Source organism: Aeromonas sp. 102P (genome assembly GCF_051920345.1).
Taxonomy (GTDB): domain Bacteria; phylum Pseudomonadota; class Gammaproteobacteria; order Enterobacterales; family Aeromonadaceae; genus Aeromonas; species Aeromonas veronii.
On the sequence record NZ_JBQBCZ010000001.1, the window covers coordinates 1,714,700 to 1,735,776 of the forward strand.

14 protein-coding genes and 2 pseudogenes are annotated in these 21,077 nt (G+C 59.5%); 11 read left to right on the forward strand and 5 right to left on the reverse strand.

Annotation, left to right across the window (positions count from 1 at the left end):
- The first annotated feature begins 3 nt into the window (after nucleotides 1-3).
- The 7 genes from lpxD to accA all read left to right on the forward strand — a co-directional run bounded on the left by lpxD (nucleotide 4) and on the right by accA (nucleotide 8,632).
- Nucleotides 4-1,023, forward strand: a complete 1,020-nt coding sequence (gene lpxD, locus ACTG1K_RS08330) for a UDP-3-O-(3-hydroxymyristoyl)glucosamine N-acyltransferase (RefSeq protein ID WP_005338561.1) — start codon at nucleotides 4-6, stop codon at nucleotides 1,021-1,023.
- A 24-nt stretch (nucleotides 1,024-1,047) separates the two neighbouring features.
- Complete coding sequence (gene fabZ, locus ACTG1K_RS08335) at nucleotides 1,048-1,509, forward strand: 3-hydroxyacyl-ACP dehydratase FabZ (protein WP_005338559.1); 462 nt, start codon at nucleotides 1,048-1,050, stop codon at nucleotides 1,507-1,509.
- A 5-nt stretch (nucleotides 1,510-1,514) separates the two neighbouring features.
- A complete protein-coding gene (lpxA, locus tag ACTG1K_RS08340; protein ID WP_440005075.1) occupies nucleotides 1,515-2,306 on the forward strand; it encodes an acyl-ACP--UDP-N-acetylglucosamine O-acyltransferase in 792 nt (263 codons plus the stop codon).
- Nucleotides 2,299-3,438 (forward strand): lipid-A-disaccharide synthase, encoded by a 1,140-nt coding sequence (lpxB, locus tag ACTG1K_RS08345; protein WP_440005076.1) that lies wholly within the window; start codon nucleotides 2,299-2,301, stop codon nucleotides 3,436-3,438. The genes lpxA and lpxB overlap by 8 nt, the downstream gene beginning before the upstream one ends.
- A gap of 119 nt (nucleotides 3,439-3,557) precedes the next feature.
- Nucleotides 3,558-4,148 carry a ribonuclease HII gene (gene rnhB / locus ACTG1K_RS08350; RefSeq protein WP_440005077.1) on the forward strand — a complete coding sequence of 197 codons (591 nt, stop codon included), beginning with the start codon at nucleotides 3,558-3,560 and terminating at the stop codon, nucleotides 4,146-4,148.
- A gap of 38 nt (nucleotides 4,149-4,186) precedes the next feature.
- Complete coding sequence (gene dnaE, locus ACTG1K_RS08355; RefSeq protein ID WP_043818966.1) at nucleotides 4,187-7,666, forward strand: DNA polymerase III subunit alpha; 3,480 nt, start codon at nucleotides 4,187-4,189, stop codon at nucleotides 7,664-7,666.
- Between the two features lie 15 nt (nucleotides 7,667-7,681).
- On the forward strand, nucleotides 7,682-8,632 hold the full coding sequence (accA, locus tag ACTG1K_RS08360) for an acetyl-CoA carboxylase carboxyl transferase subunit alpha (protein WP_005338549.1): 951 nt from the start codon (nucleotides 7,682-7,684) through the stop codon (nucleotides 8,630-8,632).
- Nucleotides 8,633-8,918: 286 nt separating this feature from the next.
- Here the strand turns inward: accA and ACTG1K_RS08365 are convergent, their stop codons facing one another.
- Together ACTG1K_RS08365 and tal are read right to left on the reverse strand one after the other, a co-directional pair.
- Nucleotides 8,919-9,101, reverse strand: a complete 183-nt coding sequence (locus ACTG1K_RS08365; protein ID WP_005338547.1) for a DUF3545 family protein — start codon at nucleotides 9,099-9,101, stop codon at nucleotides 8,919-8,921.
- A gap of 160 nt (nucleotides 9,102-9,261) precedes the next feature.
- Nucleotides 9,262-10,211: pseudogene (gene tal, locus ACTG1K_RS08370) on the reverse strand (transaldolase).
- 701 nt (nucleotides 10,212-10,912) lie between these two features.
- Between tal and ACTG1K_RS08375 the strand changes: the two are divergent.
- Nucleotides 10,913-12,343, forward strand: a complete 1,431-nt coding sequence (locus ACTG1K_RS08375; RefSeq protein WP_257123521.1) for an alanine/glycine:cation symporter family protein — start codon at nucleotides 10,913-10,915, stop codon at nucleotides 12,341-12,343.
- 63 nt (nucleotides 12,344-12,406) lie between these two features.
- Here ACTG1K_RS08375 and ACTG1K_RS08380 read toward each other — a convergent pair whose 3' ends face one another.
- The 3 genes from ACTG1K_RS08380 to ACTG1K_RS08390 are packed head-to-tail and all read right to left on the reverse strand — an operon-like array spanning nucleotide 12,407 to nucleotide 16,333.
- Nucleotides 12,407-14,422 carry a transglutaminase family protein gene (locus tag ACTG1K_RS08380; protein WP_257123520.1) on the reverse strand — a complete coding sequence of 672 codons (2,016 nt, stop codon included), beginning with the start codon at nucleotides 14,420-14,422 and terminating at the stop codon, nucleotides 12,407-12,409.
- Nucleotides 14,409-15,404, reverse strand: a complete 996-nt coding sequence (locus ACTG1K_RS08385) for a DUF58 domain-containing protein (RefSeq protein WP_440005078.1) — start codon at nucleotides 15,402-15,404, stop codon at nucleotides 14,409-14,411. The genes ACTG1K_RS08380 and ACTG1K_RS08385 overlap by 14 nt, the downstream gene beginning before the upstream one ends.
- Nucleotides 15,404-16,333: an AAA family ATPase gene (locus ACTG1K_RS08390; protein ID WP_425854126.1), complete on the reverse strand. Its 930-nt coding sequence runs from the start codon at nucleotides 16,331-16,333 to the stop codon at nucleotides 15,404-15,406. Before ACTG1K_RS08390 ends, ACTG1K_RS08385 begins: the two co-directional genes overlap by 1 nt.
- Before the next feature lie 356 nt (nucleotides 16,334-16,689).
- On the opposite strand from ACTG1K_RS08390, the gene ACTG1K_RS08395 reads away from it, so the two are divergent.
- The 3 genes and pseudogenes from ACTG1K_RS08395 to dtpB all read left to right on the forward strand — a co-directional run bounded on the left by ACTG1K_RS08395 (nucleotide 16,690) and on the right by dtpB (nucleotide 21,060).
- Nucleotides 16,690-17,862 (forward strand): MFS transporter, encoded by a 1,173-nt coding sequence (locus ACTG1K_RS08395; RefSeq protein ID WP_019445231.1) that lies wholly within the window; start codon nucleotides 16,690-16,692, stop codon nucleotides 17,860-17,862.
- Between the two features lie 18 nt (nucleotides 17,863-17,880).
- Nucleotides 17,881-18,842, forward strand: a pseudogene (gene yidZ / locus ACTG1K_RS08400) (HTH-type transcriptional regulator YidZ).
- Nucleotides 18,843-19,554: 712 nt separating this feature from the next.
- On the forward strand, nucleotides 19,555-21,060 hold the full coding sequence (gene dtpB, locus ACTG1K_RS08405; RefSeq protein ID WP_440005079.1) for a dipeptide/tripeptide permease DtpB: 1,506 nt from the start codon (nucleotides 19,555-19,557) through the stop codon (nucleotides 21,058-21,060).
- Nucleotides 21,061-21,077: the final 17 nt, after the last annotated feature.

The window sequence follows — 21,077 nt, forward strand, 5'->3', positions numbered from 1 at the left end:
TTGATGGCATTCACTCTCGCACAGCTGGCCCAGCAACTGGGGGCCCAGGTCCATGGCGACGGAACCCTGGAAATCCGCAAGGTAGCGACACTGGAAAAGGCCGGGGAGGGGGATATCACCTTCCTGTCCAACAAAAAGTACCGGCACTATCTGGAGCAGAGCAAGGCGACCGCCGTGCTCATTACCGAAGCGGATCTGCCATTTTGTCCCACCAATGCCCTGGTGCTCAAAGACCCCTATGTGGGCTTTGCCCGGGTAGCCCAACTGCTGGACACTACCCCGCAGCCGGCCACGGATATTCATCCGAGCGCCGTTATCGCGGCTGACGTGCAACTGGGCGAGAGAGTGGCCATCGGCGCCAATGCAGTGATCGAATCCGGCGTCGTGCTGGGTGACGATGTACGCATTGGCCCGGGCTGTTTTGTTGGCAAAAATACCCGGCTGGGAGCCCGCTCCCGGCTATGGGCCAACGTCACCCTCTATCACAATGTGACCATGGGCACCGACTGTCTGGTTCAATCCGGCACAGTGATCGGCGCCGATGGTTTCGGTTATGCCAACGAGCGTGGCGAGTGGATCAAGATCCCCCAGCTCGGCGGTGTGACCATTGGCAACCGGGTCGAGATCGGTGCCTGTACCACCATTGACCGCGGTGCGCTGGAAGATACCCGCATCGCTGACAACGTCATCATCGACAACCAGTGCCAGATCGCCCACAACGTGGAGATCGGTTACGGCACCGCCGTGGCGGGCTCCACCGTGATGGCTGGTAGTCTCAAGGTCGGCAAATACTGTATCATTGGCGGCGCTTCCGTCTTTAACGGGCATATGGAGATCTGCGACCAGGCCACCGTTACCGGTATGGCCATGGTGATGCGACCCATTACCGAGCCCGGTGTCTACTCTTCCGGCATCCCTCTGCAAACCAATAAAGAGTGGCGCAAGACCGCCGCCCGGGTGATGCGTATCGAAGAGATGCACAAGCGGTTAAGCAAGCTTGAGAAGAAGCTGGATCAAGAATAATCACGATTGGTATAGGGTACTGTTTTGACTACTGAAAAGAAGAGCCTGGGTATCCAGGAAATCATGGATCTGCTGCCCCACCGTTATCCGTTTCTGATGGTGGATCGTGTAGACGACTACGAGATCAGCGATGAGCGCAAAACCCTGCGCGCCATCAAGAACGTCTCGTTCAACGAGCCGATCTTCCAGGGGCACTTCCCGGCCAAGCCGGTGTTCCCTGGCGTACTGATCCTGGAAGCGATGGCACAGGCCACCGGTATCCTGGCCTTTACCATGGTGGGCAAGCCGTCTCCCAACGAACTCTATTATTTTGCCTCAATCGACAACGCTCGCTTCAAGCGCCCGGTCGGCCCCGGTGACCAACTGGTGCTGGACGTGGAGTTCCTGAAAGAGCGTCGCGGTATTGCCAAGTTCACCGGTGTCGCTACCGTCGACGGTGAAGTGGTCTGTACCGCCGAGCTGATGTGCGCCAAACGCGAGGTTTAACACACGTGATCGACCAGACTGCCATCATTCACGATACTGCCATCGTCCATGAGTCTGCCGTGATCGGTAAAGGGGTTGAAATCGGCCCCTTTTCTGTCATCGGCACCGAGGTGGAAATCGGTGACAACACCTGGGTAGGTTCCCATGTGGTGATCAAGGGCCCGACCAAGATTGGTCGCGGCAACAAGATCTTCCAGCACACCTCCATCGGTGAGGATTGCCAGGACAAGAAGTACGCCGGTGAGCGCACCTTCCTCGAGATTGGCGACAACAACGTCATTCGCGAGAACTGCACTTTCCACCGTGGCACCATTCAGGATCAATCCCTGACCAAGGTGGGCAGCGGCAACCTGTTCATGGTCAACGTTCACGTTGCCCACGATTGCATCATCGGTGACAACTGCATCTTCGCCAACAACGCGACCCTGGCGGGCCACGTGGTGATCGGTGACTTCGTGATCTTTGGTGGTCTCTCCGCCATTCACCAGTTTGGCCGCGTCGGCTCCCACGCCTTCGTCGGTGGCTGCGCCGCCCTGAACAAGGACGTGCCGCCTTACGTGATGGCCGCCGGCAACTACGCCAAGCCGTTCGGGGTCAACTCCGAAGGTCTGCGTCGCCGCGGTTTCAGCGCTGAGGCGATCTCCGCCGTCAAGCGTGCCTACAAAGAGATCTTCCGCTCCGGCAAGACCATCGAAGAGGTGCTGCCGGTGCTGATCGAGATGGCGCAAGCCGAACCGGCCGTCCAGCTCTATGTGGACTTCCTCAAAGATAACGAGCGCGGGATCATCCGTGCCTGATCCGGTTCGTATCGGTATCGTTGCCGGAGAAGTCTCCGGCGACATTCTGGCTGCCGGTCTGGTGCGCGAGCTGCAAGCCCGCTACCCGGATGCGCAGTTCGAAGGGATCGCCGGGCCGCGGATGCAGGCCCTCGGCGTCAAGGCCCTGTTCGAGATGGAAGAGCTCTCCGTCATGGGGATTACCGAGGTGCTTGGCCGTCTGCCGCGCATCCTCAAGGTTCGTCGCGAACTGCTGCGCCACTTTATTGCCAATCCGCCCGATATCTTCATCGGCGTGGATGCACCGGATTTCAATATCGGAGTGGAGCTGAAACTGCGCCGCGCCGGTATCAAGACGGTTCACTATGTCAGCCCCTCTGTGTGGGCCTGGCGCCAGAACCGCATTCACAAGATCAAGGCCGCTACCGACATGGTGCTCGCCTTCCTGCCGTTCGAGAAAGCCTTCTACGACCGCTTCGACGCCCCTTGCCGTTTTGTCGGTCACACCATGGCGGATGATATTCCATTGGTGCCGGATCAGGCTGCCGTGCGTCGCAATCTCGGTATCGATGCCAATCGCCGCTGGCTGGCGGTGCTGCCGGGCAGCCGCACCGCAGAAGTGGGCTTTATGTCCCCCCTGTTTCTCGAGGCGTGCAAACACCTGACGGTGCGCTATCCGGATCTCGGCTTCATCGTGCCGTTGGTCAACCAGAAACGGCGTGAGCAGTTTATGGCCATCAAGGCCGAGGTGGCGCCGGGTCTCGACATGGTGCTGCTGGAAGGGCTGGGCCGCGAGGCGATGATCGCCGCCGACGTGGTGATGCTGGCCTCCGGCACCGCGGCGCTCGAAGCCATGCTGGTGAAAAAGCCGATGGTGGTGGGCTACAAGCTCAAGCCCTTCAGCTATTGGCTGGCCCAGCGACTGGTAAAGACCGAATTTGTCTCTCTGCCCAACCTGCTCGCCGGTCGTATGCTGGTGCCGGAACTCATCCAGCACGAGTGCACCGCGGAGAATCTGGTGGAAGAGGTGAGCAAGTACTTCGAGCACGACAACAGTGCGCTGGTCAACACCTTCACCGAGCTGCACCAGCTGATCCGCTGCAATGCCGACTCTCAGGCCGCCGATGCGGTGGCGGATCTGCTTGGCAGATAACGCTATTTCGGACCGTCGATTGCGCCGCGCAGCCCGTTAATCCGTTTTCCGAGCGGTGATGCCGCGCCAGTCGACCCCTGTCAGGCCCCACGGGGCCTGTTTTGATTCAAGGCTAAAAGATGATGATCGATATTCCTGACGACAAGCTGGTTGCCGGTGTGGACGAAGTGGGCCGTGGCCCCTTGGTGGGTGACGTGGTCACCGCTGCGGTCATTCTCGATCCCGCCAATCCGATCGCGGGGCTCAACGACTCCAAGAAGCTCTCCGAGAAGAAGCGCCTCGCCCTGTTTGACGAGATCAAAGAGAAGGCGCTCGCCTGGGCCATCGGTCGCGCCAGCCCGGAGGAGATCGACGAGCTCAACATCCTGCATGCCACCATGCTGGCGATGCAGCGCGCCGTGGCGGGACTGAAGGTCACCCCCGAGTTGGTCTTTATCGATGGTAACCGCTGTCCGGCGCTGCCGATGGAAGCGCACGCTGTGGTCAAGGGCGACAGTCTGGTGGCCGCCATCAGTGCCGCCTCGATCCTCGCCAAAGTAACCCGCGATGCGGAGATGACCGAGCTGGACAGCCGTCATCCCGAGTATGGTTTTGCCCGCCACAAGGGCTATCCGACTGCGGAGCATCTCGCCATTCTGGCCGAGCGCGGCCCGTTGCCCGAATATCGCAAGAGCTTCAAACCGGTGCGCCGCGCACTGGGGATCGAGTAGACCATGCCATTTAGTTTGAGCAGCGAGAGGAGATGACGATGGCTGAACCCCGTTTTATCCACCTGCGAGTCCACTCCGACTTCTCCATGGTCGATGGCCTGCAGAAGATCAACCCCATCGTCGGGGCGGCGGCGGCCAACAACATGCCGGCGCTGGCGCTGACCGATCAGATGAACATGTGCGGTCTGGTGCGCTTCTATGGCGCCGCCCACGGCAAGGGGATCAAACCTATCGTCGGGGCCGACTTCTGGGTGCAGAGCGATGAGCTCGGCGACGAGCAGTTCCGTCTCACCCTGCTCGCCATGGATAACGACGGCTACCAGAACATCACCCTACTTATTTCCCGCGGTTACCAGCGCGGCCACGTACAGGGGCGGCCGGTTATCGACAAGAGCTGGCTCGCCGAGCATGCCAAGGGGGTGATCGTCCTCTCCGGCGGGCGCGAGGGGGATGTGGGCAAGTTCCTGCTCAAGGGCAACCGGCAGATGACCGAGCAGTGCGTCGCCTTCTATCAGACCCACTTCCCCGATGCCTACTACCTCGAACTGCTGCGTACCGGTCGACCCGACGAAGAGGTCTACCTGCACATGGCGGTGGCCATCGCCACCGAGTTCGAGCTGCCGGTGGTCGCCACCAACGAGGTGGTGTTCCTCAACGCCGATGACTTCGACGCCCACGAGATCCGGGTTGCCATCCACGATGGCTATACCCTGATGGACAAACGTCGCCCCCGTCGCTACAGCCCCCAGCAGTACCTGCGCAGTCAGGAGGAGATGGCGGAGCTGTTTGCCGACATTCCCGAAGCGCTGGAAAACACGGTGGAGATCGCCAAGCGCTGCAACGTGACGGTGCGTCTCGGCGAATACTTCCTGCCCAACTTCCCGACCGGCGACATGACTACCGAAGATTTTCTGGTGGCCAAGTCGAAAGAGGGTCTGGAGGAGCGTCTCGAGTTCCTGTTCCCGGATCCGCAAGTGCGGGCCGAGCGTCGTCCCGAGTATGACGAGCGTCTCGACATCGAGCTGAAAGTGATTAACCAGATGGGCTTCCCGGGTTACTTCCTCATCGTGATGGAGTTTATCCAGTGGTCCAAGGACAACGGCATTCCCGTTGGCCCTGGCCGGGGCTCGGGGGCGGGCTCTCTGGTGGCCTACGCCCTCAAGATCACCGACCTCGACCCGCTGGAATTTGACCTGCTGTTCGAACGTTTCCTGAACCCCGAGCGGGTATCCATGCCCGACTTCGACGTCGACTTCTGCATGGACCGACGGGATGAGGTGATCGAGCACGTCTCCGACATGTATGGCCGGGATGCGGTCTCCCAGATCATCACCTTCGGTAGCATGGCGGCCAAGGCGGTAGTGCGGGACGTGGGCCGGGTGCTGGGCCACGCTTACGGCTTTGTGGATCGTATCTCCAAGCTGATCCCGCCGGATCCGGGCATGACGCTTGCCAAGGCATTCGAGGCCGAGCCCAAGCTGCCCGAGCTCTACGAGCAGGATGAGGAGGTCAAAGACCTCATCGACATGGCCCGCCGCCTGGAAGGGGTGGTGCGCAACGCCGGTAAACACGCCGGTGGCGTGGTGATCGCACCCACCAAGATCACCGACTTTGCGCCGCTCTACTGCGATGATGAGGGCCATCACCCGGTTACCCAGTTCGATAAGAACGACGTGGAGTACGCCGGTCTGGTGAAGTTCGACTTCCTGGGGCTGCGGACCCTCACCATCATCGACTGGGCGCTCGGCATGATCAACCCGCGTCTTGCCAAAGAGGGCAAGCCGCCGGTGGATATCGCCGCCATCCCTATCGATGACAAGAAGTCGTTCGACCTGCTGCAGCGCTACGAGACCACGGCGGTATTCCAGCTGGAATCCCGCGGTATGAAGGATCTCATCAAGCGACTGCGCCCCGACTGCTTCGAAGACATGATCGCACTGGTGGCCCTGTTCCGACCGGGCCCGCTCCAGTCAGGCATGGTGGATAACTTCATCGACCGCAAGCACGGTAATGAAGCGATCTCCTATCCGGACGAGAAGTGGCAGCACGAGAGCCTGAAACCGATTCTGGAACCGACCTACGGCATCATCCTCTATCAGGAGCAGGTGATGCAGATTGCCCAGACCCTGGCGGGTTATACGCTGGGTGGCGCGGATATGCTGCGCAGGGCGATGGGTAAGAAAAAGCCCGAGGAGATGGCCAAGCAGCGAGCCGGTTTCGAGGAGGGTGCCGTCAAGAATGGCGTCGACGGCGAACTGGCGATGAAGATCTTCGATCTGGTGGAGAAGTTTGCGGGCTACGGCTTTAACAAATCCCACTCTGCCGCCTATGCGTTGGTCTCCTACCAGACCCTCTGGCTCAAGACCCACTTCCCGGCCGAGTTCATGGCGGCGGTCATGACCGCCGATATGGACAACACCGACAAGATCGTGACCCTGGTGGATGAGTGCCAGCGGATGGGGCTCACCGTCATCCCGCCGGATGTGAACACCGGCCGCTATCGCTTCTCGGTCAACGAAGATGGCCATATCGTCTACGGGATCGGGGCGGTGAAAGGGGTCGGTGAAGGCCCCATCGACGCTATTCTCAGCGCCCGGGATCAGGACGGCCCATTCCGCGATCTGTTCGACTTCTGTAACCGGGTCGATATCAAGAAGCTCAACAAGCGGGTGATGGAGAAGCTGATCCTCTCCGGGGCCATGGATCGGCTCGGCCCCCACCGCGCCGCCCTGATGGCAACGCTGGAGGAGGCGATGCGTGCCGCCGAGCAGCACGCCAAGGCGCAGGCGGTGGGGCAGGTCGACATGTTCGGCGTGCTCACCGAAGAGATTGACGACGTCAAGAAGGCGTTTGCCAACGTGCCGCACTGGCCTGACAAGGTATGGCTGGAAGGGGAGCGCGAGACCCTCGGGCTCTATCTCACCGGCCACCCCATCAACCAGTACAGCAGCGAATTGCGTCGTTATACCTCGGGTCGCCTGTGCGATCTGCATCCCACCTCCCGCGATACCGTAACCACGGCGGCGGGGCTGGTGATTGCGGCCCGCAGCATGGTGACCAAGCGTGGCAACAAGATGGGGATCTTCACCCTGGACGACCGTTCCGGTCGCCTCGATGTGACCCTGTTCAGTGAAGCGCTGGAAAAATATGAAGAATTGATGCAAAAAGACCGCATTTTGGTGGTTTCTGGACAGGTCAGCTTTGATGACTTCTCCGGTGGCCTTAAAATGTCGGCTCGAGAATTACTGGATATCAACGATGCGAGGGAGCGTTTTGCCAGAGCAATCCGCATCTCCCTCGATGAACAGCGGATTGATGATCGCTTTTTCCCGCGTTTGTGCGAGATTTTGGAGCCCGCCCGTGCCGGAGTCTGTCCGGTTCAGGTAAACTATCGTCGCCCCGGCTCCCGGGTGCGATTGACGCTCGGTACCGAGTGGCGGGTGACGCCCACCGATCAACTGATAGATGACTTGCGAGTCCTGCTTGGACGAGAGCGGGTTGAATTGGTTTTTGATTAGAGGTTCTAAGGCCCTATGAGTCTTTTTCTGGATTTTGAACAGCCGATTGCCGAGTTGCAGGCGCAGATTGATGAACTCAAACATGTGAGTGAAGGCAATCACGCCGTGGATCTGAAAGACGAGATCCGCCGGCTGGAGAAGAAAAACGAAGAGCTGACCAAGAAGATCTTCGGTGATCTGGGTGCCTGGCAGGTATCCCAGATGGCGCGTCATCCCCAGCGCCCCTACACCTTTGACTATATCGAGCATATCTTCACCGATTTCGACGAGTTGGCTGGCGATCGCGCCTATGCCGATGACAAGGCTATCGTCGGCGGCATCGCCCGTCTCGACGGCGAGCCGGTGATGGTGATTGGTCACCAGAAGGGTCGCGAGACCAAAGAGAAGATCAAGCGCAACTTCGGCATGCCGCGTCCGGAAGGGTACCGCAAGGCCCTGCGTCTGATGGAGATGGCCGAGCGCTTCAAGATGCCGATAATCACCTTTATCGACACCCCGGGCGCCTACCCCGGCGTCGGTGCCGAAGAGCGTGGCCAGTCCGAAGCGATTGCCCGCAATCTGAAGGTGATGGCCGGTCTGACTGTGCCGGTGGTCTGCACCGTGATCGGTGAGGGCGGTTCCGGTGGTGCGCTGGCAATCGGCGTGGGTGATCGCGTCAACATGCTGCAGTACTCCACCTACTCCGTCATCTCGCCGGAAGGGTGTGCCTCCATCCTGTGGAAGAGCGCCGACAAGGCCTCCGTAGCTGCCGAAGCGATGGGTATCACTGCCCAGCGTCTGAAAGAGCTCAAGTTGATCGACCATGTGATCGACGAGCCCCTCGGCGGTGCCCACCGCGATGTGGAGAAGATGGCCAAAAACCTCAAGGCTCGCATCAAGCAGGATCTGGACGCCTTGCGTCCGCTCGATACCGAGCAACTGCTGGAGCAGCGCTACCAGCGTCTGCTGGGTTATGGCTACTGCTAAGCGCAGCCGTCAGCCCCGAGTATTCAGGCCCCCGTCAGCGACGGGGGTTTTTTATTGCTGAAGACCTGTCTTGCGGTGATTGCCCCAACGCGCCCTGAAACGGCGCTGCTCACTCTTCGCGGGTAAGGGGCAGGGTTGGTATGCCACGCTGTTCGTGAGGGTTGTCATTAGCCTGCAGCATCCTGTGGCATCACTAGCGGTGGCATGACAAGACGCTTGATCATCCGATTGCGGCATAAAAAAGCGCCCCGGCTGTGCGGAGCGCTTTTACAGGTGTCTGGCGGTATTACAGTTCAATCTCGTCTGTAAGACCTTCATAGGCGATATCGATGGATTGCAGCTCCTTCTGCAGGCGATGTTTGTCTTTCAACGCCTCGATTTCACGCCATTTACGTTTTTTTCCCGTTGTCCCGCGGCTACGCGAACCGAGTTCAACCACCTCGTCATAATCGAAGTTGAACATTTCCATGGCTCCCTCCTTGGTTTTTATCGTTTTCACCACCCGTATAACATAACGAATCTGAAATTAAAACGTTTTCGTGACGACTCTATGACAGCGCTAAAAAAGCCCATGAAAAAAAACCGGGCCCCTTGGTAGGGGCCCGGTTTTTATCAGAAAAAAGAACCGATTACAGGCGGCTTGCCAACATGGTTTCCAGCTTGCCCTGGTCGATGGCAAACATGCGGATGCCTTCGCCCAGCTTCTCGTGAGCCATGGCGTCCTGGTTCAGTTCCCAGCGGAATTCGGCTTCGGTCATCGGAGTCGGTTTGGCCTTGCGCTCACCGGTGTAGTCCAGTTTGCGTACTACGGCCCCTTCGGTCTTGCTCAGCTCTTCCAGCAGGGCCGGGCCGATGGTCAGGCGGTCGCAACCGGCCAGTTCCAGGATCTCGCCGGTGTTGCGGAAGCTGGCGCCCATCACGACGGTCGGGTAGTCGTGCTGCTTGTAGTAGTTGTAGATGGAGGTGACGGAGACCACGCCCGGATCTTCGCTGGCGGTGTAGTCACGGTTGTGCTTGGCCTTGTACCAGTCGAGGATGCGACCCACGAACGGGGAGATCAGGAAGGCACCGGCTTCGGCACAGGCACGGGCTTGGGCGAAGGAGAACAGCAGGGTCAGGTTGCACTGGATACCCTCTTTCTCCAGTACCTCGGCGGCACGATCCCTTCCCAGGTGGAGGCCAGCTTGATCAGAATGCGGTCGTTGCTGATGCCGGCTTCGTTGTAAAGACGGATCAGTTTGCGGGCCTTGGCGATGCTGGCTTCGGTATCGAAGGAGAGACGGGCATCCACTTCGGTAGAGATACGGCCCGGAACGATCTTCAGCACTTCCAGACCGATGTTGACGGCCAGCTTGTCGCCCGCGTCGATGATTTGCTGTGCCTTGTCCTGGCTCTGGGCTTTGGCCCACTTGATGGCGTCTTCGATCAGCGGAGCGTACTCGGGGATCTCGGAGGCCTTCAGAACCAGAGAGGGGTTGGTGGTGGCATCGATGGGCTGATAGCGTTTGATGGCTTCGATATCACCGGTGTCGGCAACAACAGTGGTCAGGGCTTTCAGCTGGGTTAATTTATCGGCCATAGCGAATATCATCTCTTAATGAGGGAGTAATCCCTGGGTTGCGGGCTTGAGACGGTGGTTCTGAAATAAAATTACAGGATCTTGGTGCCTCAGGCTCAGAAAAGCGCGATGGGGGCGGCCCATCGTCATTGCCTGCCTAATTAATACTGATGTGCTGCATCCTGCAATAGGGGCGCTTGGTTGTTAAACATTCAGGCTGTTGAGTTATCCCGTTTTATGGCTTGAAACTATATGATTAGTAAGGTTTTTTACATTTCCTTCCGACCTCGCTCCGATTTGCTTTCAGCTGAACTTTTTTAGCCAATATCCATATTTGTGTCATCGATCACATAAATTATCTCGCTACGTACTTGAAATTTAATTACAGCGAAAACGTTTGGCGAAATGTCGCCATTTGAAAGCCATTTCATGCAAGCGTTTGCGTTTTCGCATAGCTCATCAGGGATATATCAAAATGGTTCTCTTATGGGGCTTAATGGTGGCCTGTCTGATTGAATTATTGAGTTTGTTGAAAGTTTGCGATTTAAATGGAGCTTTATGGGCTTTTACCGTTCGTTTTTTGTGTCTCGCGTGACCGGGATCACTATTCCGGGCTCTCCCGCTGTGCTAGATTCCGCCCCTTTAGCGAAACGCTAATTAAACGACAGACAGAAAACGGTCAGCGCAGACTGGCCATGGATGTGAATAACAACGAGAGAATTATGGACACCTTGATTGCGATGCTAAACGACCTGATGTGGGGAGCCGTGCTCATCTACCTGCTCATCGGGGTCGGGATCTTTTTCACCTTCCGCCTGGGTTTTATCCAGATCCGTCACTTTGGCCACATGTTTTCCGTGCTGAAAAACAGCCGTAAATCGGACAACGCAGGCATCTCCTCCTTCCAGGCACTCTGTACCAGCCTTGCCGCCCGAGTCGGCACCGGCAACCTGGCCGGTGTGGCTGTCGCTATCTATCTGGGTGGCCCCGGTGCCATCTTCTGGATGTGGCTGATTGCCTTTATCGGCATGGCGACCGCCTTCGTCGAAAGCACCCTGGCCCAGCTCTATAAGGTCAAGGATGAGGATGGCAACTACCGTGGTGGCCCGGCCTACTACATGGAGAAAGGCCTTGGCATGCGCTGGATGGGGGTGGTCTTCTCGCTCTGCCTGATCCTGGCGTTTGGTCTGGTGTTCAACGCGGTGCAGGCCAACTCCATCAGTTTGGCGATGAAGGTGGCGTTTGGCATTCCTGACTGGGTCAGCGGTCTGGCGCTGGTGGCGCTCTCCGGCCTGATTATCTTCGGTGGCATTCGTGGCATCGCGCGTTTTGCCGAGCTGGTGGTGCCCTTTATGGCACTGGCCTACATCCTGCTGGCGCTGGTGATCGTGGCGATGAACATCACCGAGTTGCCCCATGTCTTCATGCTGATCATCAAGTCCGCCTTCGGGATTGAGCAGGCAGGCTCGGGTGCGCTCGGTTATGCCATCTCCCAGGCGATGATCAACGGTATCAAGCGCGGTCTCTTCTCCAACGAAGCGGGGATGGGCTCTGCGCCCAACGCTGCGGCGACTGCCACTCCCTATCCGCCGCACCCGGCCTCCCAGGGTTATGTGCAGATGCTGGGGGTCTTTATGGACACTATCGTCATCTGCAGCTGTACCGCCGCCATCATCCTGATGTCCGGTCAGTTCGAGCCGGGTTCCGGGGTGACCGGTGTCGAGCTGACCCAGCGGGCGCTCTCCTCCCAGATTGGCAGCGGTGGCAACATCTTTATCGCGGCGGCCATCTTCTTCTTTGCCTTCACCTCTATCGTGGCGAACTACTCCTATGCCGAGACCAATCTGGTGTTCCTCGAGCACAACCACAAGGGCGGCCTGATGCTGTTCCGGGTGTTCGTACTGGGGATGGTGATGTTCGGCGCCGTGGGTGAGTTGCCGATCGTGTGGGCGATGGCGGATGTCTCCATGGGGCTGATGGCCATCGTCAACCTGGTGGCGATCCTGCTGCTCTCCAGCGTTGCCATCAAGCTGGCGAAGGATTACAACGACCAGCTCCGGCTGGGCAAGGTGCCCACCTTCGATGCCAACAAATACCCCGAGATCCGCTCCCAGCTGGAAGAGGGAATTTGGGACAATTCGACCAAAAAATAACAAGCGGTGAGTCAAACCTCTTGATTAAAACCTGAAGGGGGAGCCGGTGGCTCCCCCCTTCTTTTATGGTGCACTCGTTGGCTGTTGATCCCAGCGCCGAACGAGTTGCCTGATACGCCGTCGCAACTGGTGCCAGCAGCGCCCTTGTTGCCGTTCGCTGAGGGGGGCATAACGCCAGAGTCGATAGAGCCACGCACTCTTTAGCAGGGAGTGGGCAAGGTCGGGACGCAGCCGTGCCAGCCGCTCGCACCATGCCCCCATGCTCTCGGCTGGCTGGGGTGGGTAGCCGCTGCGTTTGCCCCGTTTGAGCAGGGGCTGCCAGATGCGCCGCTCTGGCGGCAGGCGGGCGGGCAACAGCAGGGGCATGCTCACCAGCAGGGCGACCAGCATCAGGCTGGCGAGGATCAACCAGGGTGTGTGCCCCGCCAGTGCAGGCCAGCGCAGACTGATTTGCTGCCAGAGCTGGCCCGCATCGTAACCAATCACCCAGCGACTCCACTGGTAGTCGATATTGTTGCCCCACCAGCGCAGTTGATTGAGCAGAGCCCAGTTGCGATAACGCTGCAAAGCAAGCGGGTCGGCGGCGGTAAACTCGTCGCTCAGCGCCTCCCTCACGCCGCCTTCAATGCGCTCCGGTGCCACTGCCGCCGTGGGGTCGATTCGCCGCCATGTTCCCCCTTCATCGAGATACTCCACCCAGGCGTGAGCATCGAACTGGTGTACCGCCAGATAGTTGCCCGTGGGATTCCACTCGCCGCCGAGATAACCGGTGACCAGCCGTGCCGGAATACCGGCGGCGCGCAGCACGAAAGCGGTCGCCATGGCGTAGTGGCCGCAAAAGCCCTGCTTGGTATCGAACAGAAATCCATCCACCCCGTCACGGCCAAGTCGTGGCGGGGTCAGGGTGTAGTAATAGGATTGGCTGCGAAACTGCGCGAGCAGGGCGGCGACCAGCACTGCGCGATCCGGATGGCGTGCGGCCAGCCCTTGGCCATGGGCGCGCGCTCTCGGGTTGCCTCCGGCTGGCAGTTGCAGGTTGCGCTGGGGGGCTTGGCTGTCGTCCTCGGGCAGCGCTTCGCCGCGGCCAATGCGATAGCGGATCGCCACCTCGCCGCTCCCCTGACGATAGAGGGTGTCGAGAGGGGTAAGCAGCACAGGGCCCGCCAGCAGACGCGGTTCACTCAGGGCAAAGGCCCAGCGGTGGCGCTGGGGCTCGGCGATCACCTCGTAGCTCCCGGCTGGCAACGGGCTATCTGCCAGTTGAGTCTTAGTCTGAGAAGAAGATGCCAGAAGGGTCAGCCCGGTCTGCACCGGCACTGTCTGCTGCCATGCTTTGACCTCGGGGCTCAGCAACCAGCGCTGGCCATCGAAAACTTCTTGGCGCATCACCGGAAAGTAGCGCTCGCGGGCCGGGGGCGGGCCATTGGCAAAAGTGACCCGAAACGCCAGTTCCGAGGAGTTGACCAGTTCGCTGATATCGCCGGGGGCCAGCTCTTCCGAGAGCCCCGACAGGGCGCGACTGGTGGTGGGCATCTGCCAGAGGGGCGGCAGCCTTGGCAGCAGCAAAAACAGAGTGATGAGCAAAGGAAGCGCCAGCAGCAGGGTACCACCCGCACTGCGCCAAGGCCGTTTCTGTTCGGGGGCGATGGCGGCCACCAGCGTGGTTACTGCCAGCCAGAGCGCCACTGTCATTCCGACCGTCCAGCCGATGCTCTGTCGCTGCACCAGCGCCAGCGCGATCAGAAAGAAGGCGAGCAGCAGCACCTGCTCGATATCCCGCTCGCGCCGAACCTCGATCATCTTCAGGCTATAGCCGAGCCAGAGCAGATTGATCAGGGCGGGCAGGGTGCCCAAGCCACGCCACTGTAGTCCCAGCAACAGCACAGTAGTGATGGCCAGCAGCGCCAACCAGCGGGCAGGCAGGGGCGGCCAGCCGCGCCACAGCATCATGGCCCGGACGCCAAGGGTAGCGGCGCTTACCGCCACCACCCAGAGCTGCAACTGGGGCCAGAGCGCCGCGACCAGCAGCAACTGTTGCAGGGCGATGAGTGGCAATAGGCGGCGGTTATCGAGCCGCATCGGGCGTGCTCTTCGGTGGTGTGGCATCGAATCGGGCCAGTGCCAGCAGGCAGCGCTGCACAAAGGCGGCGCCGCTATCGGGCCCAAGCGTCTGGTTTACCAGTGTCAGGGTAAAGGGGATGCCCCGCTTGCCGTAATCGGCGCACCACCAGGCCAGCACCGACAGCCGCTGCTCCAGATCCCCGCCTGCGACCCGCTGCAATGTGAGGTGAGTGTCATCCTGCTGTGGTTCATGGAACTGTTTGGTCAGCAGGCCGCGCCCCTGAGCAAGTTGCTTCCAGGCGACCCGGCTCAGTGGTTCACCGGCCTGATGTGTCCGCAGGGTATCAAAGTCACCGAGAGTGGCTGGAGCAGGTTGGCCCTGATAACCCTCGCTTTGGGTCGCATGCTCCCCTCTTAACGCTCCGAACGCCGGTTTGGGGGAGAGCCAGCCCTCCAGCTGCAAGTCCAGCAGGGACCAGCAGCGAAACAGACCGAGGGGGTAGCGGCTCTCGACCCGCAATCGACCAAGGGGCAGTGCCCCGCGGCGAGAGCCCGATACTGGCAGGATAATTGTGCTGGGCACAGCGTCGGTCTGTGCCAGCCAGAGGGCGCCTTCGTTGAGGCTAAAGTGAAGTGCCTGCACCGGGCGCGGGCTCTGCACCAAGATACGGATAGGAAGCAGGCTACCCGCTTCCCCCAGCACTGGCGGGCCCCCCAACAGCGCCAGCCCCAGCAAGTTGCGGTGGGTGAGCCACATGGCGGCCATAAACAGGCTGCCGAGACAGTAGGCCACCAGCAGCACCAGATTGTTCTGGTAGTTGGTGCCGAGCAGATAGATGGCGAGCAGCACCAGCAGATAGAGCAGCCCCATGCGGGTGGGGAGGATAAAGAGGCTGCGGGTACCCAGCGTGATCTGGCTGGCCGGGGGAATGCGGCGGTCGAGCCAGCGTCGTTGCCAGCGGGCTCGCCACTGCTGCCAACGGTTTAGCAATTTGCTCATCAGGGATTGTCCGGATCGACTCTGGCCAGCAATCGCTGGCTCAGGGGACATGCTTCGCCGTGTTGCACGCCAAAGCTGCCCCGCAGCCGATGCTCGGCCACATAGGGGAAGACTGCCTGTACATCCTCCACCGTGACAAAGCGCCGCCCGGCTACCAGCGCCCAGGCCCGGCTCACCGTCAGCAAGGTCTGGGCTGCCCGGGGGGAGAGGGGCTGTGGCAGATCCCCATCAAAGCGGCTCTGGTGCACCAGCGCCAGCAGGTAGTCGAGGGTGGCATCGGAAACATGGATAGCATCACCTTCCGCTTGCAGGGCAGTCAGCTCGGCGGCATTCAGCATGGCGGGCAAAGGGTCCGTCGGCTGGCTGCCCCGCAGCAACTGGCGCTCCGCCTCTCGCGGCGGAAAACCCAGCGAGAGTCGCACGGCGAAGCGGTCGAGTTGGGACTCTGGCAGTGGATAGGTGCCCGCCTGATCCGCCGGGTTCTGGGTGGCGATGACGAAAAATGGATCGGGGAGTGGGTGCGTGTGGCCCTCGATGCTCACCTTGCCCTCGGCCATCGCCTCCAGCAGGGCGCTCTGCACCTTGGGGCTGGCACGGTTGATCTCGTCCGCCAGCAGTACCTGGGTGAAGATGGGGCCGGGGTGAAAGCGAAATGTTTGCTGCTGGGGGTCAAAGATCTGCAACCCCAGCAGGTCGGCGGGGAGCAGATCGGCGGTGAACTGCATCCGCCTGCATGCCAGCCCCAGTACCTGTGCCAGCGCGTGGGCCAGGGTGGTCTTGCCCATGCCGGGCAGATCCTCGATCAGTAGATGACCGCGCGCCAGCAGGGTCACCAGCGCGATTTTCAGTTGCAGCGGCTTGCCCAGAATGACTTGCTCCAGTGCTGCCAGCAGCCCGGCAATCTGCTCTTCTCTCTTCATTCCCTTCATACACATTCCCTGTATTGCGTCGCACCTACAGCTTATACGCCCGCAAGGGCGAAGGCGGATAACAGACGGGCGGTAAAAGTGCAGCGCAGGGATGGCTATGAGCGGGAGGTGACCCGGTTTATTACGGCCTCTGGTCGATTCAATATGGCCGCTTAGGCACGCAACTTAATAGAATATTTCCTGATTGGAATGTACCGATCGCCATCTCTTCACTAGGTGAGGGCGCTGGGCGCCCATATAGTTGCCCCATTGCGACGCGCTGCGTTGCTAGCTTTGTCACCACCTTGGCCCCGCCACTGTTCGCCTGTCGCTGTGATCTGGCAGGCATCGGCACGCCAATCTGTTATGGAGCATCCATGCCTGTATTCCTGTTGTGCACTTTTCTGATGATCATCCTCTATCCGGTCGGGATCGATCTCTATCTGGTCGCTGTGCCCCAGATTGCCGATGCCCTGCAGGCGAGCGAGGCGCAGATCCACACCGCCTTCTCTATCTATCTGTTCGGTATGGCGGCCACCGTGCTGCTGGGCGGGATGATTGCCGATCGCTACGGGCGGCGCTGGGTGGTGCTCGGGGGGGCGCTGATTTTTGTCATCGCCTCGCTGGTGGCGGGCCATGCCGAGGGGATCAACCAGTTCTATTTCGGCCGTTTCTGGCAGGGGGTCGGGGCTGGAGCGCTCTATATCATGACCTTTACCGTGCTGCGGGACGTGCTGAGTCAGGAGCGGCTGGCGATGGCGCTCTCGATGATCAACGGGGTGATCTGCGTGATCCCGGTGTTGGCGCCGGTGCTCGGTTACCTCATCCTGTCCCATTTTGACTGGCGCGGGATCTTCATGGCGATGGCGCTGGTGGCGGCCATCAGCGGTCTGGTCAACCTGCTGCTGCTCAAGGAAACCCGTCCAGCCCGCCAACCGGGCAGTGGCGCGGCGCTGCCTTTTGCCCTGCTGCGCTCGCCGCGCTTTATGCTGCTCTCCCTGCTGACCAGTGCCAGCGTGACCGCCATTCTGGTCTATGTCAGCGTCTCGCCGCTGATCCTGATGAAGGAGTTTGGCTTCACTACCGAGCAGTACTCCATCGTGATGATGGTGATGGCTGGCGTGAGTATGTCCACCTCCTTCCTGACGCCGTTGCTGTTGCGCTGGCTGGGCAAACAGAAGGTGCTGGCGGTGTCTCATCTCTCCTATCTGCTGGCGGCGTGCTCACTGATCGGCAGCTGGCAGACGGGGGGCGATATCCATCTGCTGCTGCCGGGGTTTGCGCTGGTCTGTGTCGGCTTCTCCTGTGGCTTCGGGGTGGCGATGGGGGAGGCGCTCGATGGTTGTCAGCATAACGTGGCCTTTGCCAGCGCGGTGCTCTGCATCATGCAGATCAGCCTCTCCGGCCTCTATATCTGGCTGCTGGGTCAACTTGGCTTTACTCCGTCCGAGATGCTGATCTGCGCCCTGCTGCTGGCATTGCTCAGTTACCTGGCTGTCAAAGGGCTGTTACCATGGCTCGCGCTTCGTGAAGCGCGGTCGCAGGGCTGATGGAAGATGAGAGGGAATATGCGCAATCTGGGTGAACTCGATTTGAACCTGCTGGTGGTGTTCAAGTACCTGATGCAGGAGCGCAGTGTGGCAGGGGCGGCCAAAAAGCTCTGTGTCACTCCGTCGGCGGTGAGCAAGTCTCTGGCCAAATTGCGGGAGTGGTTTGACGACCCCCTGTTTGTGCGGGTGCGGCAGGGGTTGCAGCCCACCAACCTCTCCCTGACCCTGGAGGAGGACCTGAAGGTCTGGTTCCAGCTCACCGACAGCATCACCTCGCTCAATAGCGAGGCGATCCCAGACGGTGCCCGCTTCACGCTGGTGATGGAGTCCCCCTTCTACATCAGCTTCCTGAGCGATCTGCCCATGACCATCTACCAGAAGTACCCCAACTCGGTGGTCAGGATGCTGGGGTGGGATCACCACTCCCTCAACGACATCGTCAACGGCGATGCAGATCTCGGCTTCTGCGCCCGCGAGACCCATGGCCGCTCCCTGGCCAAGGTCAACCGCTTGCCTTATTACATCGATCATGAGGTGCTGTTCACCGATCGCCCGGTGGTGTTCCTGCGCAAGGATCACCCCTTGCTCGAGCAGAAGTGGTCGCTGGAGAATTTTTTGGCCTGCCCCCAGATCAGCATGGTGTGGGAAGCGAACGATACCTGGGCCCTCGACAGCCTGCTGGAGGACGAGGGGCTGAAGCGGGAGGTGCCCATCATGGTCTCCAGCTTCGAGCAGGCGCTGCATATTGCCTCCCAGTCGAGCCACGAACTGATTGCGGTGGCCCGTCCTACTGCGGTGGTTATGCCAGTCGGCATCACGGCAATCTGCTCGCCATGCCGCTGCCGCTCCCCGAGAAGCTCTACGCCCAGCTGGAGATCGCCTTCATCCTGCTGTGGCACAAACGGCACAATCAGGATGCCAAGGTGATGTGGCTGCGCAACGAGATCCGGCGACTCTACAACGACGAATCGCCACGCTAATGTGAGCGTGACGGTGCACATCTATCAGCCGGAGCCATCTGCTCCGGCTTTTTGTTGTCGTATCGCCCGGATGAGTGGGCTTTGGCACGACTTAAGTGCCGAGTTCGGGTTCAAGCTGTGTGCCATTCAACTCTCTTTATGCACAGATTGGCGTTGGTTGCACGTCTCGAGTGAAGCTCTTTTCACGAAAAAAATTCATGTGGTTTCATTAGAAAACTTCACCAATGGTCAATTTTAAAGTGTGATCGACCATTAAGTTCCTATATTTGCAGTGATATAGCATGACACCCCTTGGAATGGTGGGGTTAGATAGCGCCTGTGTAGTGTTATAGCCAGTAGAGCGCGGAATGAGCCAGCCCCACAGGTCGTCTGTGGCCGTGTCATGCCCCGGCTATCTGGCCACCAGCCATGAGTGACGGAGCAGAGGGGAATAAGCATCAAGGTTGATAAACCGGCTTGAGTGAAGGGATGCAGCAAAGGTAGAACCCGGAGCCGGTAACTGTACTGGGGGACGCCACTCACCATCCCCCGATAACCCGTAATTGAAACCGGCTAGATGAAAAACACCTTTCATCGAACGGGACCCGTGCACCCGAAAATAGCCAGATTGGCAGGCTGACTGTGCTCCCCGTTATGGCAATGGCGGGGCAAAAAATAGTGCGGTAGCCACCACCAGATTAATAAAAATAAATCTCAGCAAAGGCAGGTTGATATGTGTCCAGCAACAGCACCGACCGGGTTGTTACAACAACCCAAACCCTTCTTTATGATATTTTTCGTCGAACTCTGGGAGCGCTTCGGTTATTACGGCGTGCAGGGGATATTGGCGGTTTTCTTTGTGCAACAACTGGGTTTTTCCCAAGAGCAATCCTTTATTACCTTCGGTGCTTTCTCGGCGCTGGTATATGGTCTGATCTCGGTCGGTGGCTATGTCGGCGACCATGTGCTCGGCACCAAGCGCACCATGGTGCTCGGGGCTATCGTGTTGGTGATCGGTTATTTTATGACCGGCCTGTCGATCTACAATCCCGACCTGATTTTCTATGCGCTGGGCACCATTGCAGTCGGTAACTGCCTGTTCAAGGCCAATCCGGCAAGCCTGCTGTCAAAATGCTACCAGCCAAAAGATCCGCGGCTGGATGGGGCGTTTACCCTGTTCTATATGTCGATCAATATCGGCTCCCTTATTTCCCTCTCGCTCGCGCCGGTAATTGCCGATCACTACGGCTATACCGTGACTTATAACCTGTGCGGGGTAGGGCTGGTTATTGCGCTGCTTACTTTCTTTGCCTGCCGCAATATGGTCAAGGATATTGGCTCAGCGCCGGATCACCTGCCACTGAATTACAGCAAGCTGCTGCTGGTTATATTGGGCTCGGTAGCCATGGTCTTCTTTTGCGCCTGGTTGATGCACCACGTGGTGATCGCCAACATGGTGCTGATGACGGTAACCATCGCCGTGGTGATCTTCTTCTTTCGCGAGGCGTTCAGGCTCGACACTGTGGGCCGCAACAAGATGTATGTGGCCTTCGTGCTGATGCTGGAGGCGGTGCTCTTCTATGTGCTTTACGCCCAGATGCCGACTTCTCTGAACTTCTTTGCCATCAACAACATGCACCACGAGATGCTGGGCATGAGCGTCAACCCAATCAGCTTCCAGGCGCTCAACCCATTCTGGGTGGTGGTGGGTAGCCCGGTACTCGCGATGATCTATACCCGAATGGGCAGCAAGGGGCGAGATCTCACCATGCCGCTCAAGTTCACTCTCGGGATGTTCTTCTGCTCGCTGGGCTTTCTGACGGCGGCGGCATCCGGCTGGTGGTTTGCCGATGAGCAGGGGCTTACCTCCCCCTGGTTTATGGTGCTTATCTACCTGTTCCAGAGTCTGGGCGAGCTGATGATCAGTGCGCTGGGGCTGGCGATGGTGGCTGCGCTGGTGCCGCAACGGCTGATGGGCTTCATTCTCGGAATGTGGTTCCTGACTCAGGCGATGGCGTCCCTGCTGGGGGGCTATGTGGCGACCTTTACCGCCGTGCCGCAAGGAATGACGGATCCGCTGCAAACTTTGCCTATTTACACCGGCGTGTTTGGCAAGATCGGGATGGCGACCCTGCTGATTGCGGTGGTGATGGGGCTGATGGTGCCCTGGCTCAACCGGATGATGAATGCGACGCCGACCGAAGCCGAAGGGCTGGTGGCGGGACAATCACAGGCGTAATGAGGGGATAATGCGAG